This is a genomic window from Streptomyces sp. SID12501 (assembly GCF_010550245.1).
Lineage (GTDB): Bacteria > Actinomycetota > Actinomycetes > Streptomycetales > Streptomycetaceae > Streptomyces.
In genome coordinates this window covers 1-14,463 of sequence record NZ_JAAGLU010000045.1, presented here as the reverse complement: position 1 = coordinate 14,463, position 14,463 = coordinate 1, and the positions used below count along the sequence as shown (strand labels likewise).

The 14,463-nt window shown below is 69.8% G+C and carries 19 protein-coding genes and 1 pseudogene; 16 read left to right on the top strand and 4 right to left on the bottom strand.

Going from position 1 to position 14,463, the window contains the following annotated elements; all coding sequences use genetic code 11:
* Positions 1–259: 259 nt before the first annotated feature.
* From G3I71_RS38685 to G3I71_RS38660, 6 genes are all read left to right on the top strand, one after another.
* A complete protein-coding gene (locus G3I71_RS38685; RefSeq protein ID WP_164322490.1) occupies positions 260–1,666 on the top strand; it encodes a family 2B encapsulin nanocompartment shell protein in 1,407 nt (468 codons plus the stop codon).
* A 125-nt stretch (positions 1,667–1,791) separates the two neighbouring features.
* Positions 1,792–2,904: a family 2 encapsulin nanocompartment cargo protein polyprenyl transferase gene (locus tag G3I71_RS38680; RefSeq protein WP_343243193.1), complete on the top strand. Its 1,113-nt coding sequence runs from the start codon at positions 1,792–1,794 to the stop codon at positions 2,902–2,904.
* A gap of 176 nt (positions 2,905–3,080) precedes the next feature.
* Positions 3,081–3,719, top strand: coding sequence for an N-acetyltransferase (locus tag G3I71_RS38675; protein WP_164322489.1), 639 nt, complete (start codon positions 3,081–3,083; stop codon positions 3,717–3,719).
* A gap of 90 nt (positions 3,720–3,809) precedes the next feature.
* Positions 3,810–4,013 (top strand): hypothetical protein, encoded by a 204-nt coding sequence (locus tag G3I71_RS38670; protein WP_164322488.1) that lies wholly within the window; start codon positions 3,810–3,812, stop codon positions 4,011–4,013.
* A gap of 76 nt (positions 4,014–4,089) precedes the next feature.
* The gene (locus tag G3I71_RS38665; protein WP_164322487.1) at positions 4,090–4,419 is read left to right on the top strand and encodes a DUF952 domain-containing protein; all 330 of its coding nucleotides are present in this window, start codon (positions 4,090–4,092) and stop codon (positions 4,417–4,419) included.
* Complete coding sequence (locus G3I71_RS38660) at positions 4,416–4,679, top strand: hypothetical protein (RefSeq protein ID WP_164322485.1); 264 nt, start codon at positions 4,416–4,418, stop codon at positions 4,677–4,679. Before G3I71_RS38665 ends, G3I71_RS38660 begins: the two co-directional genes overlap by 4 nt.
* Here the strand turns inward: G3I71_RS38660 and G3I71_RS38655 are convergent.
* Positions 4,676–5,476 carry a VOC family protein gene (locus G3I71_RS38655; RefSeq protein WP_164322483.1) on the bottom strand — a complete coding sequence of 267 codons (801 nt, stop codon included), beginning with the start codon at positions 5,474–5,476 and terminating at the stop codon, positions 4,676–4,678. The two genes, G3I71_RS38660 and G3I71_RS38655, sit on opposite strands and share 4 nt — an antisense overlap.
* Before the next feature lie 106 nt (positions 5,477–5,582).
* Here G3I71_RS38655 and G3I71_RS38650 point away from each other — a divergent pair, with 106 nt between their 5' ends.
* The 4 genes from G3I71_RS38650 to G3I71_RS38635 all read left to right on the top strand — a co-directional run bounded on the left by G3I71_RS38650 (position 5,583) and on the right by G3I71_RS38635 (position 8,803).
* A complete protein-coding gene (locus G3I71_RS38650; protein ID WP_164322481.1) occupies positions 5,583–6,737 on the top strand; it encodes an inorganic phosphate transporter in 1,155 nt (384 codons plus the stop codon).
* 16 nt (positions 6,738–6,753) lie between these two features.
* Positions 6,754–6,987 (top strand): hypothetical protein, encoded by a 234-nt coding sequence (locus G3I71_RS38645; RefSeq protein WP_164322479.1) that lies wholly within the window; start codon positions 6,754–6,756, stop codon positions 6,985–6,987.
* A gap of 52 nt (positions 6,988–7,039) precedes the next feature.
* On the top strand, positions 7,040–7,924 hold the full coding sequence (ppk2, locus tag G3I71_RS38640; protein WP_164322477.1) for a polyphosphate kinase 2: 885 nt from the start codon (positions 7,040–7,042) through the stop codon (positions 7,922–7,924).
* 63 nt (positions 7,925–7,987) lie between these two features.
* The gene (locus G3I71_RS38635) at positions 7,988–8,803 is read left to right on the top strand and encodes a class I SAM-dependent methyltransferase (RefSeq protein ID WP_164322476.1); all 816 of its coding nucleotides are present in this window, start codon (positions 7,988–7,990) and stop codon (positions 8,801–8,803) included.
* Positions 8,804–8,927: 124 nt separating this feature from the next.
* Here G3I71_RS38635 and sodN read toward each other — a convergent pair whose 3' ends face one another.
* Complete coding sequence (gene sodN / locus G3I71_RS38630) at positions 8,928–9,323, bottom strand: superoxide dismutase, Ni (RefSeq protein ID WP_005480378.1); 396 nt, start codon at positions 9,321–9,323, stop codon at positions 8,928–8,930.
* Between the two features lie 143 nt (positions 9,324–9,466).
* Between sodN and sodX the strand changes: the two genes are divergently transcribed.
* A complete protein-coding gene (sodX, locus tag G3I71_RS38625; RefSeq protein WP_164322474.1) occupies positions 9,467–9,925 on the top strand; it encodes a nickel-type superoxide dismutase maturation protease in 459 nt (152 codons plus the stop codon).
* On the opposite strand, the gene G3I71_RS38620 is transcribed toward sodX, so the two are convergent.
* Positions 9,829–10,458, bottom strand: a complete 630-nt coding sequence (locus G3I71_RS38620) for a CGNR zinc finger domain-containing protein (RefSeq protein ID WP_164322472.1) — start codon at positions 10,456–10,458, stop codon at positions 9,829–9,831. The genes sodX and G3I71_RS38620 overlap by 97 nt on opposite strands.
* Before the next feature lie 128 nt (positions 10,459–10,586).
* On the opposite strand from G3I71_RS38620, the gene G3I71_RS38615 reads away from it, so the two are divergent.
* Positions 10,587–11,366 carry a class I SAM-dependent methyltransferase gene (locus G3I71_RS38615; RefSeq protein WP_164322471.1) on the top strand — a complete coding sequence of 260 codons (780 nt, stop codon included), beginning with the start codon at positions 10,587–10,589 and terminating at the stop codon, positions 11,364–11,366.
* An 86-nt stretch (positions 11,367–11,452) separates the two neighbouring features.
* Here the strand turns inward: G3I71_RS38615 and G3I71_RS38610 are convergent.
* Positions 11,453–11,755: pseudogene (locus G3I71_RS38610) on the bottom strand (ATP-binding cassette domain-containing protein); the annotation flags it as partial.
* 188 nt (positions 11,756–11,943) lie between these two features.
* On the opposite strand from G3I71_RS38610, the gene G3I71_RS38605 reads away from it, so the two are divergent.
* The 4 genes from G3I71_RS38605 to G3I71_RS38595 all read left to right on the top strand — a co-directional run bounded on the left by G3I71_RS38605 (position 11,944) and on the right by G3I71_RS38595 (position 14,155).
* Complete coding sequence (locus G3I71_RS38605) at positions 11,944–13,575, top strand: transposase (RefSeq protein ID WP_203732512.1); 1,632 nt, start codon at positions 11,944–11,946, stop codon at positions 13,573–13,575.
* A 169-nt stretch (positions 13,576–13,744) separates the two neighbouring features.
* A complete protein-coding gene (locus G3I71_RS53005; protein ID WP_164322572.1) occupies positions 13,745–13,891 on the top strand; it encodes a sigma factor-like helix-turn-helix DNA-binding protein in 147 nt (48 codons plus the stop codon).
* Positions 13,888–14,016, top strand: a complete 129-nt coding sequence (locus G3I71_RS52420) for a hypothetical protein (protein WP_275409355.1) — start codon at positions 13,888–13,890, stop codon at positions 14,014–14,016. Before G3I71_RS53005 ends, G3I71_RS52420 begins: the two co-directional genes overlap by 4 nt.
* Positions 13,985–14,155 carry a hypothetical protein gene (locus G3I71_RS38595; protein WP_164322469.1) on the top strand — a complete coding sequence of 57 codons (171 nt, stop codon included), beginning with the start codon at positions 13,985–13,987 and terminating at the stop codon, positions 14,153–14,155. Before G3I71_RS52420 ends, G3I71_RS38595 begins: the two co-directional genes overlap by 32 nt.
* The last annotated feature ends 308 nt before the right edge of the window (positions 14,156–14,463 follow it).

The window sequence follows — 14,463 nt, the reverse complement described above, 5'->3', positions numbered from 1 at the left end:
TTCGTTGTCCGGTAATTGCTCAAACGGCCGACGCGATCTTGAAGTTCCCCGGAAGAGGCATTTCCCGTTCGCCAGGTCGAACGAGCTGGCGAAAAACTCTCATGTGCCCACTTCGGCGATGATCCATTCCCGCTCATTCGTGTAATAGCACCGACACGCTCGGTGAGGAAGGGTGGGGAGCGCAGGCGTCCGATGCGGAGCACGCCCGAGGGGGGTCGACGCATCGGCGCATTACGCGTTAATGGGAGGGCAGTTCTTTATGTCGGTAGGCGAAGAGATCCGCACGGAGCAGGACAAGCCGCAGCAGAGTCTCGGCACTTCGGCCGCGCGGAACCTGGCCACCACCACCAAATCCGTACCCCAGATGCAGGAGATCAGCTCACGCTGGCTGCTGCGGATGCTTCCCTGGGTGAACGTGCAGGGTGGTGCATACCGCGTGAACCGGCGGCTCACCTACTCCGTGGGAGACGGCCGTCTGACGTTCGTGAAGACCGGTGAACGCGTGGAAGTGGTCCCCGCCGAACTGTCCGAGTTGCCGGTGCTGCGGAACTACGAGGACGAGGAGGTGTTCGCCGAGCTGGCCCGGCGTTGCCAGCAGCGGGAGTTCGCACCAGGCTCGGAGATCGCCTCCTTCGGCAGCGCGAACGACGAGGTGTTCCTGCTGGCCCACGGCAAGGTCGAGAAGATCGGCACGGGCCTGTACGGGGACGACACCGAACTCGGCATGCTGGCCGACGGCGCCTACTTCGGCGACCAGGCGCTCGTCGACCCCGACGCCCTGTGGGAGTACACGGCCCGCGCGGTCACCACGTGCATCGTGCTGACACTCTCCCGTCAGCACTTCGAGCAGGTCGCCGAGCGTGCCGACTCGCTGCGCGATCACCTCCAGGCGCTGAGCGCGATCCCGGAGCAGAGCGCCAACAGGTACGGAGAGAAGGAGATCGACCTCGCGGCCGGTCACCACGGCGAAGCGGACATCCCGCGCACGTTCGTCGACTACGAGGCCAGGCCCCGCGAGTACGAACTGAGCATCGCCCAGACGGTGCTGCGCATCCACTCCCGCGTGGCCGACCTCTACAACCAGCCGATGAACCAGACCGAGCAGCAACTCCGGCTCACGGTCGAGGCATTGAAGGAGCGCCAGGAGCACGAACTCATCAACAACCGGGAGTTCGGACTGCTCAGCAACTGTGAGTACGACCAGCGACTCCAGCCGCACGACGGCGTACCCGGCCCCGACGACCTGGACGAACTGCTCAGCAGGCGGCGCGGGACCAAGTTCCTGCTCGCCCATCCGCGCGCGATCTCCGCGATCGGCCGTGAGCTGAACAAGCGCGGGCTCGTCCCCGAGACGATCGACATGAGCGGCAACCGCATCCCCACCTGGCGCGGTGTGCCGATCTTCCCGTGCAACAAGATCCCGGTCACCGAGGCCCGTACGACCTCGATCATCGCCATGCGTACCGGCGAGGCCGAGCAGGGGGTCATCGGGCTCCAGCAGGCCGGTATCCCGGACGAGATCGAGCCCAGCCTGTCCGTGCGGTTCATGGGCATCAACGAACAGGCGGTCATCAACTACCTGGTGACGGCCTACTACTCGGCGGCCGTCCTGGTGCCGGACGCCCTCGGCGTGCTGGAGAACGTCGAGATCGGCCGCTGGCGATGACCCGGGCCCACGGCCCGGCCGAGACCATCGGGACTCTGGATCCGGAGAGGCGGAACCCCATCGGCAGTCCGGCGGAGAGGCCTTCGGAGACATCATCGGAGTCCGGGGGACGGGAGCGGCCGGCCGTGGGCACAAGGCACGCGAGGCAGGGGGGATCATCCCCCGTACATGTACGGGGGAAGGGGGCGGAGAGGGCGGCGTCCGGCGGGGCGGACGGGCAGGACGCCGCCCTCATCCTGGAGCAGTCCCGGACCGTGGTCGATCCCGTGCTGCGCGCGGCGATCGAGTCGCTGCCCGGGGCCATGCGCCGCGTCGCGCTCTACCACTTCGGTTGGGAGCACGCGGACGGCAGCCCGGCGGCGGGCAACGCGGGCAAGGCGATCCGCCCGGCGCTCGTGCTGACCGCGGCCGCGGCACTCGGCGGCCGGCGGGAGGCGGCGGTACGAGCGGCCGCCGCGGTGGAGCTGATCCACAACTTCACCCTGCTGCACGACGACGTCATGGACCGGGACACCACCCGCAGACACCGGCCCACCGCGTGGACCGTGTTCGGCGACGCCGACGCGATCCTCGCGGGAGACGCACTGCAGGCCCTGGCGCTGCTGTTGCTCGCCGAGGACCCGCACCCGGCGTCCGCCGTCGCCGCCGCCCGGCTCGCGTCCTGCGTCGTCGAGCTGTGCGAGGGGCAGCACGTGGACACGGCCATGGAGAAGCGGGGCCCCGGCGAGGTCACCCTCGACGAGTGCCTCGCCATGGCCGAGGCCAAGACGGGTGCGCTGCTCGGCTGCGCCTGCGCCCTCGGGGCGCTGTACGCGGGCGGGTCGGCCGAGGACGTCGAGGCGATGGACGCGTTCGGCAGGGAGGCCGGGCTCGCCTTTCAGCTCATCGACGACGTGATCGGGATATGGGGGGACCCGAGCCGCACCGGCAAACCGGCCGGGGCGGATCTGGTCGCCCGCAAGAAGTCCCTGCCCGTGGTCGCCGCACTGGCCTCCGGCACACCGGCGGCCACCGAACTGGCCGAGTTGTACGCGGTTCCGTACGACGACGCGCAGGAAGGGGCGCTGGAGCGGACGGTGCTCGCCGTCGAGCGCGCGGGCGGCCGGGACTGGGCGCAGCTCCAGGCGGCCGACCGGATGGCCCGCGCGGTACACGAACTGTCCCGCGCGGTCCCCGACCCGGAGGCGGCAGGCGGCCTGCTGTCCCTGGCCGAGTTCGTGACCCGCCGCACCACCTGAGGCCCCGGAGCCACCCGCGGCGGAGCGTACGGCCCTGACTCCGTGCGCCCCGCCGCGGCGCTCCGGTCTGGCGGGTCCCGCACATCCCCACGGTGTGCGGGCCCCGTCACACATCCCGCACCCGTTAGGCTCAACCGCCGTATGATCAACGGCGGTTGAGACAAAAGGGGCGGGTCATGGGCGTAGCGATACGTACGGCGGGCGAGGACGACCGGGAGCTGGTCGTCCGGCTGCTCGACGGGGCGTTCCAGAACGATCCGGTGAGCGGCTGGGTCTTCCCGGACCCGGCGCACCGCCGCGCGACGCATCCCAGACTGATGGCCGCCTTCCTCGACATCGTGCTCGCCGAGGGCCGCGTCGACCTCGCCGAGGACGGCACGGCATGCGCCCTGTGGCTGTCCGTCCCCGCCGACGCCCACCCGGCGAACGAGGCGACCGAGGCGAACGAAGGGGACGAGGCGGAGGAGGCGCAGGGCGACGACGCCGCCCAGATGCGCGAGGCCGTCGATCCCGACAACGAGCGCGTCGAACTGATCGCTCGGCTCACGGCCGGGATACACCCCTCCGGGCGCGCCCACGAATACCTGTGGATGATCGGTGTCGCACCGGACAGCCAGGGCCTGGGGCTGGGTACCGCCCTCGTGCAGCACGTCCTCGACCGCTGCGACCGCGAGGGAGTGGCCGCCTACCTGGAGGCGAGCAGCGCCCGCAGCCGCACGCTGTACGAGCGCCTCGGTTTCGACCTCCTCGACCGCCCCCTGGACCTTCCGGACGGCCCCCAGATGTGGCCCATGTGGCGCGAGCCCCGGACCTGATCCCCACCCGCTGCCTCCGGTGCGCACGCTCGGCAGAAAACCCTGGACCGGTGGGGAGCGTCCCGCTCGCTCCGGCAATACCCTGAGGGCATGGTCAGAGAAGAGCACGACTGTCCCGTCTGCGGGCAGCATGTGACCACGGTGGTACGGCGGTACAAGACCCTGGGCGCATGGGTGCCGAAGTGGGTCGCCGGGCCGTGCCGGAACACCGAGTGCGAGGCGTACGTCGATCCCGAGGCGGAGGCCGCTGCCGACTCGGGGGCGAAGGGCGAGGCCGCCACGGGGAAACCCTGAGTCCGGCGGAGAGACGGGCAGAGAGCACCGGCCGGCCGGCGTACGCGCGGCACGGCCGGGCCCGTAGGTTGGCTTCATGCCCGAACCGCACATACTCCACATCACCGAACGCGCCCTCTGGGAAGCGGCCCGCGAGCGAGGCGCGTACGAGATGTCGACGCGTGGCCGCACCCTCCAGGAGGAGGGTTTCATCCACTGCTCGACCCGCGCCCAGCTCCCGGGCGTCGCGGCGTTCCTGTACGGCTCCTACGACGGCCCCGACGATCTGGTGGTGCTGGTCGTGGATCCCGCGCGGCTCGGCGTACCCCTGAAGTACGAGGCCCCGAAACCGGGCGGCGAGGAGTTCCCGCACGTGTACGGGCCGATCCCGGTGGCCGCCGTGGTCGACGTCGAGGCGTGGGGGTGAGCCGCAGGGCGTGGCGGCGGGCCGTCCTCGTGTGGGTGGTCGCGGTGGCCGTCGGGGGTGCGCTCACGGTGTGGCTGCGGGACTCGGCGGATTCGTCGGAGACGTACGGCCGCTACGGGACGAGCGACAGCGGTCCGGCGCTGGCGCCGGGGCAGGACGACGGGGAGAACGGGTGCCCGCCGACGCCGGGAGGTTCCCCGGATCCGGCGCCGGAAGCCGGTCCGACGCTGGTGATATGCGCGTACGGGATCGATCGCTAGGCGGGATTGTCCGCAGGCGTCGCCCTCGGCAGCCCGCCCGTCTCGGGGTCACGGCCGGTCAGGCAGTACGTGCCGCCCGCCGGGTCGCGCATGACCGTCCAGTGGGCGTGCCGGGCGACGACCGTGGCCCCCAGCTCCTCGTGGCGGGCGCTGGTCGCCCCGATGTCGGCGCAGGCCAGGTCCAGGTGGGCGGAGGCGGCGGGCCGGTCGGTGCCGAGGCGCTGGAGGAGGACCCGGACCGGGAGGCCGGCCGGGGGCCTGAGGACGTGGAACTCCGGGAGTGAGCCGGTGAGGGAGTCCCAGGCGGTCAGACGCTCCCAGAAGGCGACTTCCGTGTCGTAGGCGGTGGGCGGGATGTCGATGGACACCTGGTCGAGGCGGCTGCCGTGCGCCACGGCGGGCCGTACCGCCTCCCCGTGCCAGGGCACGGCGCAGAACAGCTGCCCGGCGGGGGAGCGCAGCACGGACCAGTCGGCGTGCGCCCCGACGACCGTCGCCCCGAGAGCCGACGCCGACCCTACGAAGGCGTCGACGTCCTCGACGGCGAAGTCGAGATGCGCGCCGCCGTCCCCGGAGGCCACCCCCTGGACCTTGACGCAGGCGTCGCCCGAGCCCGGCAGCAGGGTCATGAACTCGCCCTGCTCACCCCGGGTTTCGGACGCCCGGGCGTCCGTGACGGCGGTCCAGAACGCCTGGGCGGCGCCGAGGCGGCCGACGGGCCGGTCGACGAAGGCGTAGGTCCAGCGGATGCCGCTCTCGGTGTCGGTGCCGGTGCCGGTGTTGTTGGCGGTGCTCATGGGGTGATCGTAGGCTTGCGGGTTTCCACGGCACCCGCGTTTTTCGAGGAACAGCCTTTGCTCGCAGTTCGTCGCGAGTACGCCTGCGCTTGCTTCCATCGAACGCATGGACCACATCACGTTCCTGGTGGCGGTCGTCATCGTGACGGCCCTGGCCTTCGACTTCACCAACGGATTCCACGACACGGCGAACGCGATGGCCACGTCCATCGCCACCGGTGCCCTCAAACCGCGAACGGCGGTCCTGATCGGCGGTGTCCTCAACATTGTCGGCGCCTTCTTGTCCACCGAGGTCGCGAAGACGATCTCCGGCGGCATCGTCGACGACACGCTCGTCACCCCGGGGATGATCTTCGCGGGGCTCGTCGGGGCGATCCTGTGGAACCTGCTGACCTGGCTGGTGGGGCTGCCGTCGAGTTCCTCGCACGCCCTGTTCGGCGGGCTGATCGGCGCGGTGTGGGTGGGCGCGGGCGCCGAGGGCGTGCACTTCACCAAGGTCGTGGAGAAGGTGCTGATCCCGGCGCTGGCCTCGCCGCTGGTGGCCGGAGTCGCGGCCCTGATCGCCACGTACCTCGCCTACAGGCTCACGGCCCGCGCCCGCAAGGACTCGGTGACCAAGGGGTTCAGGGCCGGCCAGATCGCCTCCGCCTCCCTCGTCTCCCTCGCGCACGGCACGAACGACGCGCAGAAGACCATGGGCATCATCACCCTGACCCTGATCTCCGCGGGCGCGCTCGGCCACGACGCCGGTCCGCCGGTGTGGGTGATCGCCTCGGCGGGGCTCGCCATCGGCCTCGGCACCTATCTGGGCGGCTGGCGGATCATCCGGACCATGGGCAAGGGGCTGACCGAGATCCAGTCGCCGCAGGGCTTCGCCGCCGAGTCGGCGTCCACGGCCGTCATCCTCACCTCCGCCCACCTCGGCTTCGCCCTGTCCACCACTCAGGTGGCCTCGGGCAGCATCCTGGGCGCGGGTCTGGGCAGGCGGCTGGCGGAGGTGCGCTGGGGTGTCGCGGGCCGCATGGTGATGGCGTGGCTGATCACCCTGCCCGCCGCCGCACTGGTCGGCGGGGTCTCCGCGGGCGCGGTCAGGTACGGCGGCACCTTCGGCACCGTGGTCGTCGCGCTGGTCGCCGCCGCCGTCGCGGCGGGCATCGTCCTCGCCGCGCGCCGCAACCCCGTGAGCGCGCACAACGTCAACGACACCCACGAGGTCAGTATCAGGTCGACGCCGCCGACGGCCGTCGGTACGGCCGCGTGAGCGAGGGAGAACCCACATGAAGCTGGACTGGACCGCACTGGGCCAGGTGGCCGCCGTGAGCCTCGGGGTCACCGTCGCCGTGGTCGTCGTCTTCGCGTTCGGCGTCCTCGGACTCGCCCGGGTCGAGAGTGCGCGCGAGAATGACGGAGGTACCCACACGCTCGGGTTCGCCCAGGCGGGGCTGTGCTTCCTGGCATGTGCGGCCGTGGTCGCGTACGGCATCTATCTGATCGTGCCGCAGTTCCACTGACCACTGTTGATCGATATTGACCGCTGATGTCGATGCCGAGGAGGCCGACGGTATGACACCGCTTATGTCCGGACTGAAGGTCGACTACAGCGACCTCGACGAACCCGTCCTCGTCCGGCGGGACGGTACGCCGGTCGAGACCTGGCGGGAGAACTACCCGTACCCCGAGCGCATGGAGCGCAGGGAGTACGACCTGCACAAGCGGCTCCAGCAGATCGAACTGCTGAAGCTGCAGAGCTGGATCAAGCAGACCGGACGCCGGCTGGTCGTCGTCTTCGAGGGCCGGGACGCCGCCGGGAAAGGCGGCACGATCAAGCGCTTCACGGAGCATCTCAACCCGCGCGGCGCCCGCGTGGTGGCCCTGGAGAAGCCCACCGAACGCGAACGCGGCCAGTGGTACTTCCAGCGGTACGTCGAACACCTCCCGACCGCAGGCGAGATAGTCCTCTTCGACCGGTCCTGGTACAACCGGGCCGGCGTGGAGCGGGTCATGGGCTTCTGCACGGACGACGAGTACCGCCGCTTCACCCGTCAGGCCCCGCTGTTCGAGCGCATGCTCGTCGACGACGGCGTCGACCTGATCAAGTTCTGGTTCTCGGTCTCCCAGGGCGAACAGCGCACGCGTTTCACGATCCGCCAGGTCGACCCCGTACGGCAGTGGAAGCTGAGCCCCATGGACCTCGCCTCCCTGGACCGCTGGGACGACTACACGGCGGCCAAGGTCGCCATGTTCCGTGCGACGGACACCGAACAGGCCCCCTGGACGGTGGTGAAGAGCAACGACAAGAAGCGGGCGCGGGTGGAGGCGATGCGCAGCGTCCTGGCCCGCTTCGACTACACGGGCAAGGACGAGGAGGTCGTCGGCAGCCCGGACCCGAGCATCGTGGGCTCGGCGGTGAACCTGCTGGAGGCGGGGGAGGACGACGACGGCGAGTGAACGCCGCCCCACCCGCACCCGCACCCGCACCCGCACCCGCACCCGCACCCGGGAGCCGCTGACGTGACCGAACGCACCGCAGCCGCCGGCACCGACCGCGTCCGCCTCGCCGGAAGCGCGTACAGCAGCGACCGGGACCTGGCAGCCCGGCAGTCGCTCTACCAGTGGCAGACGCCCCGTCATGACCTGTCGGGCGTCGTCGTCGAGCAGCTGAGCGGTGTGCGGGGGAGCGGGCGCGTGGTCGACGTCGGCTGCGGCAACGGAAAGTACGTCCAGCGACTGCGCGAGGACCGGCCCGCCCTGTCCACGGTCGGCCTGGACATCTCGCCCGGCATCCTTGTCACCGTCCCAGGCCCGGTCGCCGTGGCGGATGTCACGCGGCTGCCGCTGGCCACGGGGAGCGTGGACGCCGCCCTGGCACTGCACATGCTGTACCACGTGCCCGACATCCCGCAGGCGGTGCGGGAGTTGGCGCGCGTCGTCGCCCGTGACGGGCTGGTGATCGCCTCCACCAACAGCGAGCGGGACAAGGCCGAACTCGACGACCTCTGGCAGCGGGCCGCGAGCGACGTGCTCGGCACCGGACAGGAACCGGCCCGGTTCTCGATCGGGGCCCGTTTCTCCCTGGAGAAGGCCCCGGGCTTCCTCGGGGAGGAGTTCGGCCGGGTGCGGACGATCGAGCTGCCCAGCACCGTCACGGTCCGTGAACCAGAGCCGGTCGTCGCGTACCTGGCGTCCTACCGGGCCTGGGCGGACCAGTACGACACGCCCTTCGACGCGACGATCGAGCGGGCCCGCGCCATCGTCACCGACCGGATCGCCCGCGAGGGCGTGTTCGAGGTCACCTGCCGGGCGGGGATTCTCGTCTGCAGGCGTTGAGCGGGCCGACGTGGCCGGGGCAGGGAAATGGCAGGGAGAGGTGAACGAGCCGGGACAGGTGAACGAGCCGGGACAGGGAAAAGGGCCGGTCAGCCTTCGACCGGCCCTTCGAGGAAGGCTTGCATCAGGCCTTCTTCGTCTCCCAGAAGATCTTGTCGATCTGGGCGATGTAGTCCAGCGCCTTCTGGCCCGTCGCCGGGTCGGTGGACGCCTTGGCGGCCGAGAGGGCCTTCAGGGCGTCGTTGACCAGCTGGTGCAGCTCCGGGTACTTCTCGAAGTGCGGCGGCTTGAAGTAGTCGCTCCACAGGACCGAAACGTGGTGCTTGGCGAGCTCTGCGCGCTGCTCCTTGATGACGGTGGCGCGCGCCTGGAAGTGCGGGTCGTCGTTGGCTGCCATTTTGTCCTGCACGGCCTTCACCGACTCCGCCTCAATGCGGGCCTGGGCCGGGTCGTAAACACCGCAGGGCAGGTCGCAGTGTGCACTGACCTTGACCTTGGGGGCAAACAGGCGGGAAAGCATGGAGCGTTCCTTCCTCGTGATCGTCTTCTCAGGTTGGACATTACTCCCTGAGAGAGGGGTTTTCGCGAGTGCCCCCATGGGCTTAGGACAAAAGTAGGGGCTCAGACCGGGACTGGTGGAGGATGGACCGGGGAGGTGCCGGGATGCCGGAGCTGTCGCAGGAGAGTGAACACGGAAGCGAACACGGGAGCGAGCGCCGAGGGGCTGCGAAGCACTTCGGATGGGTCGCGGTGAACGGGCCGTCCATGGTGCCCACGCTGTATCCCGGCGACTTTCTCGTGGTGCGGTACGGGAACCGGGTCAGGGCCGGGGACATCGTCGTCCTGCGTCATCCGTTCCAGCAGGATCTGCTGGTCGTCAAACGGGCCGCGGAGCGCCGTGAGGGCGGCTGGTGGGTGCTCGGGGACAATTCCTTCGCCGGCGGCGACAGCACCGACTACGGCACAGTGCCGCACGATCTGATCCTGGGCAGGGTCCGGTTCCGCTACCGGCCGCTCAAGCCCGGTCAGCGCTCGCCGCTGACGCTGCTGCGCTGGGCGGTGTCGGCCGCCAGGCCCGTCTTCTCGGACCGGTCCGCCTCCAGGCGCTTGCGGGCGCGGTAGGCGGCCACGTTGGCCCGGGTCGCGCAGCGGTCGGAGCAGTAGCGGCGGGAGCGGTTCGTCGAGGTGTCGAGGTAGGCGTTGCGGCAGGGCGGCGCCTCGCAGAGGCCGAGACGGTCCACGCCATACTCGGTGAGGTGGAAGGCCAGGCCCATGGCGGCGATGGCCGCGAAGCCCGCCGTCGCGTTCGACGGGTGGTCGGCGAGGTGCATGTGCCACAGCGGGCGGCCGTCGTCGTCCCGGAAGTCGTGTCCGGAGATCTGCGGGCTCACCGGGAACTCCAGCAGGAGCGAGTTCAGCAGGTCCACCGAGAGCGTCTCGTCGCCCGTGTCCGCCGCCTCGAAGACCGCGCGCAGACGGGCCCGTACGGAGCGGAAGCGGGTCACGTCGGCGTCGGTGGCGCGGCGGGCGGCCTGCTGGTTGGCGCCGAAGAGATCGCGAACGGCGTCGATCGAGGTCAGCGAGTCCTTTCCGCGGGCCGGTTCCTCGGTGTTGACGAGGCGCACGGCGTAGTCCGAGTAATAGGCCAGTTCCACTTGTAGTCCTTACGAGGGCGCTCTATGGTCGTGGATGCGGGGAAGTAACGGCTGATATTGCTTCCAGGGTATTACGCATGCGTTCGAAGCGGGCGAGCGAGTGACTGACCGACGGGGAGAGGCTTGCCATGACCACCACCACCGGCACCAACGGGACGAACACCGGAACCGACTGGAATGCCTGGCAGGCGAGCTGGGACCGGCAGCAGGAGTGGTACATGCCGGACCGTGAGGATCGGTTCCGGATCATGCTCGACATGGTCGAGGCCCTCGTCGGCCCCGCCCCGCGCGTGCTCGACCTCGCATGCGGCACGGGAAGTATCACGTCCCGGCTGCTCGACCGGTTCCCGCAGGCCACAAGCGTCGGCGTCGACCTCGACCCGGCGCTCCTCGCCATCGCCGAGGGCACCTTCGCGGGCGACGACCGGGTCACCTTCGTCACGGCCGACCTCAAGGACCCGCGGTGGACGAGCGGGCTGCCGTACGACTCGTACGACGCCGTTGTGACCGCCACCGCCCTGCACTGGCTGCACAGCGAACCCCTCGCGGACCTCTACGGCCGGATCGCGGAGCTCGTCCGCGGCGGCGGTCTGTTCATGAACGCGGACCACATGATCGACGACAGCACGCCCCGGATCAACGCGGCGGAGCGCGCACTGCGCCACGTACGTATGGATCAGGCCAAACACAGCGGCGCCGTCGACTGGGCGGAATGGTGGCGGCTCGCCGCCCAGGACCCCGTCCTCGCCGGGCCGACCGCCCGCCGCTTCGAGATCTACGGCGAGCACGCCGAAGGCGACATGCCCTCCGCCGGGTGGCACGCGCGCGTGCTCCGCGAGAAGGGGTTCGCGGAGGCGCGTCCCGTGTGGTGCTCACCCTCGGACACGCTGCTGCTCGCGCTCATGTGACCCGGGCACGCGGAAGAGGCGGTACGAGGATCTCGCACCGCCTCTTCCGTATGTCCGCTGTATGTCCGCGGTCGTCTCTGCTGTGGTCAGAGCACCTTGGACAGGAAGGACTGTGTCCGTTCGTGCTGCGGGTTCGTCAGGACGTCGCGCGGGTTGCCGGACTCGACGACCACGCCTCCGTCCATGAAGACGAGGCTGTCGCCGACCTCACGGGCGAAGCCCATCTCGTGGGTGACGACGACCATCGTCATACCGGACTCGGCCAGGTCGCGCATGACGTCCAGGACGTCACCGACCAGCTCCGGGTCCAGGGCCGAGGTCGGCTCGTCGAACAGCATCAGCTTCGGGTCCATGGCCAGGGCCCGGGCGATGGCGACGCGCTGCTGCCGCTGGAGTGTGTTCAAGGGGGTTTTGGTGAGCGGGAGTGAGTGCCGGTGGTCGGTGTCGCGCGCCTCGGCCGGGTGTCGGTTTTCAGCTAGGAACTGACGTTCTTGCATCGAATGCGTGACCTTCTGTGGAACTGCTCGTTGGAAGCAGTGGCAGGGGGCTTCGCGTGGGGTTGGGCGGGGGTGACGGGATGGGTGAACTGAGGGACTTGGCGTCGCCGTTCGTCGCGTCAGGTCCGAGTGGTGTGGCCGTCCGGACCCGTTTCAAGAAGCTGACACCGGACGATGGGAAGGTGCTGCGTCTGATGGGCGGGCATCTGGGGTCGCTGGCCTCGAAGGACCTCAAGGCGCGCTGTCGGGACGGCCTGGAGCACTCCGCTGAGACGTGGGCGGGACGCAAGCGGGGACTGACGGCCCTGTCGTCGTCGCGATGGGCGGGCAGTATCACCAAAGCCACTCATGACCAGTGGGCGCTGGCCCGTCGCTGCCAGCTGGCGCACATCCAGAACCTGGAAGCGGGCATCCGCACCATCGAGCAGCGACTGTCCCAGCCGGTCGGGCAAAAGGGGGCCAAGCGGGCACCGGGCGGTTACCGGTCGCGGCGGGAGTGGCATGCGAAGTCCCGGCGGCTGCGGGTGCTTGAGGACCGGCTGTCTGCCGCGCGGGCCGACCGTGAGGCAGGAGTCGTGCACGTCGTACGGGGCGGCAAGCAACTGGCCCGCACCCGCCACCACCTGGACGAGGCCGGATTCACCAAAGGCGAGTGGCGCCGGGGCTGGGAGGCGGAGCGCTGGTTCTGCCAGGCGGACGGTGAGTCGGGCAAGCGCTACGGCAACGAGACGATCCGTATCAGCCCCGAGGGTGAGGTGAGCATCAAACTCCCCGCGCCGCTCGCGTATCTGGCGAACGCCCCGTACGGGCGGTATGTCCTGGCCTGCCGGGTCGTGTTCGCGCACAGAGGCGGTGAGTGGGCGGACCGGGTCGCGGCCGACCGGGCTGTGGCCTACCGCATCCACCTGGATACCGGCCGGGACCGCTGGTACCTGACGGCCTCGTGGCAGACCCCCGTCACCCCGGCCATCCCGATCGAGGCTGCGCTCGCCCATGGCGTGATCGGCGTCGACATGAACGCCGACCACCTGGCCGCCTGGCAGCTGGACGTGCACGGCAACCCGACCGGCGCCCCGCGCCGTTTCTTCTACGACCTGTCCGGTACCGCCGAGCACCGTGACGCGCAGGTCCGCCACGCCCTCACCCGCCTGCTGTACTGGGCCAGAGATTGTGGTGTGCGCGCGATCGCGGTGGAGGACCTGGACTTCGCCGCCGAGAAGACCCGGGAGAAGCACGGCCGCAAGAAGCGCTTCCGGCAGCTGATCTCCGGCATGCCCACCGGGAAACTCCGCGCCCGGCTGTCCTCGATGGCCGTCCAGACAGGCGTCGTGGTCATCGCCGTCGACCCGGCCTACACCAGCCGCTGGGGTGCCCAGCACTGGCAGAAACCGCTCACCAGCACGACTCGCAAGACCACTCGTCACGATGCTGCTGCCGTGGCGATCGGAAGGCGCGCCCAGGGACACCCGATCCGGCGTCGGACGGCACCGCCCCCTGCTCACCGGAGTGATGAGCAGGGGCATCGGACCGTCCAGGCCGATCGGCGTGTTCCTGGGTGTGAGGGAACCCGCCCCCGCATTCCCGGACCACGGACACGATCCGTCGGCGCCGGACGCGGAGCGAACGCGGGCAACCAGAACGCCCAACACCGTCCGGGGCGTTCGGCCGAGCATGAGTTCTGGCAACAGGACTCACTCCCGCTCAGTCTCTAGGAACGGTAGTTGCCGGCCTTGTCACGCTGTCCTTCAGCTCGTATGGTTTGCCGCCCTTCTGGCGGGGCGAGCGCGCATACTAGGATGTTCCGGACATAGCCAGGGCGCCGGTGAACAGCGGCGCGGGATGATGGCGCGGGCCGATCTAGCGGAACTCACGTCCAAGTAGCTGGCGGTACTGGCGCTGAGCTACTGGGAGGACCTCAACGTCACGAACACCGCTGATCTGCTGGGGATGCGGGTGGGCACGGTGAAGAGCCACACGGCCAGGGGGATCGCGGCCATGACGGCCGGGATGCGGGAGGAACGCGTATGAGCGTCGACGAGGTCGAGACGTGGCTGGAGGGGCGGCAGCTCCTCGGGTGGGCCGTGGACGGAATCTCCGCCGACTGGGGGCGGTATGAGGCGGGTGTTCACGCAGGCAGCGCGGCTGACGTATGACGAGGGCGGTGGCCGCGTCGCGAACACGGGGACGATCAAGCCTCTCGGCGTGGCCACCGCCAAGGCGGCCAGGCTCGCGAAGCTGCTGTCGGTGGGCATCGGCGAGATCCGTGAAGTGCGCATGAACAAGCTCCTCTGACCGAACGAGAACTTCGCCCCGACCGTCATGGTCCATGTTCGAGAGGCTGCCGAACGTCCTCGAATTCCGGAAGAGCCGGGACCACCGCAGCGTCTTTACAGACAAGTGTCACATATGGGGCGAATGCCTCATCTCCACGCTCCAGCAAGAGAGCGGCGGCTCGGTCTGGCCCACGACGCCACTAGTACTACAGCCGGTGGTTTCACGGTGAGTGAGCGCGGGCGGTTCGGGTGCGGTAGTGGCTGGTTCGGGCTCGGGTCTGGTGGCGGGTGCGCCAGCGGTGCCAGTGCATGGCCAGCCAGGTCCGG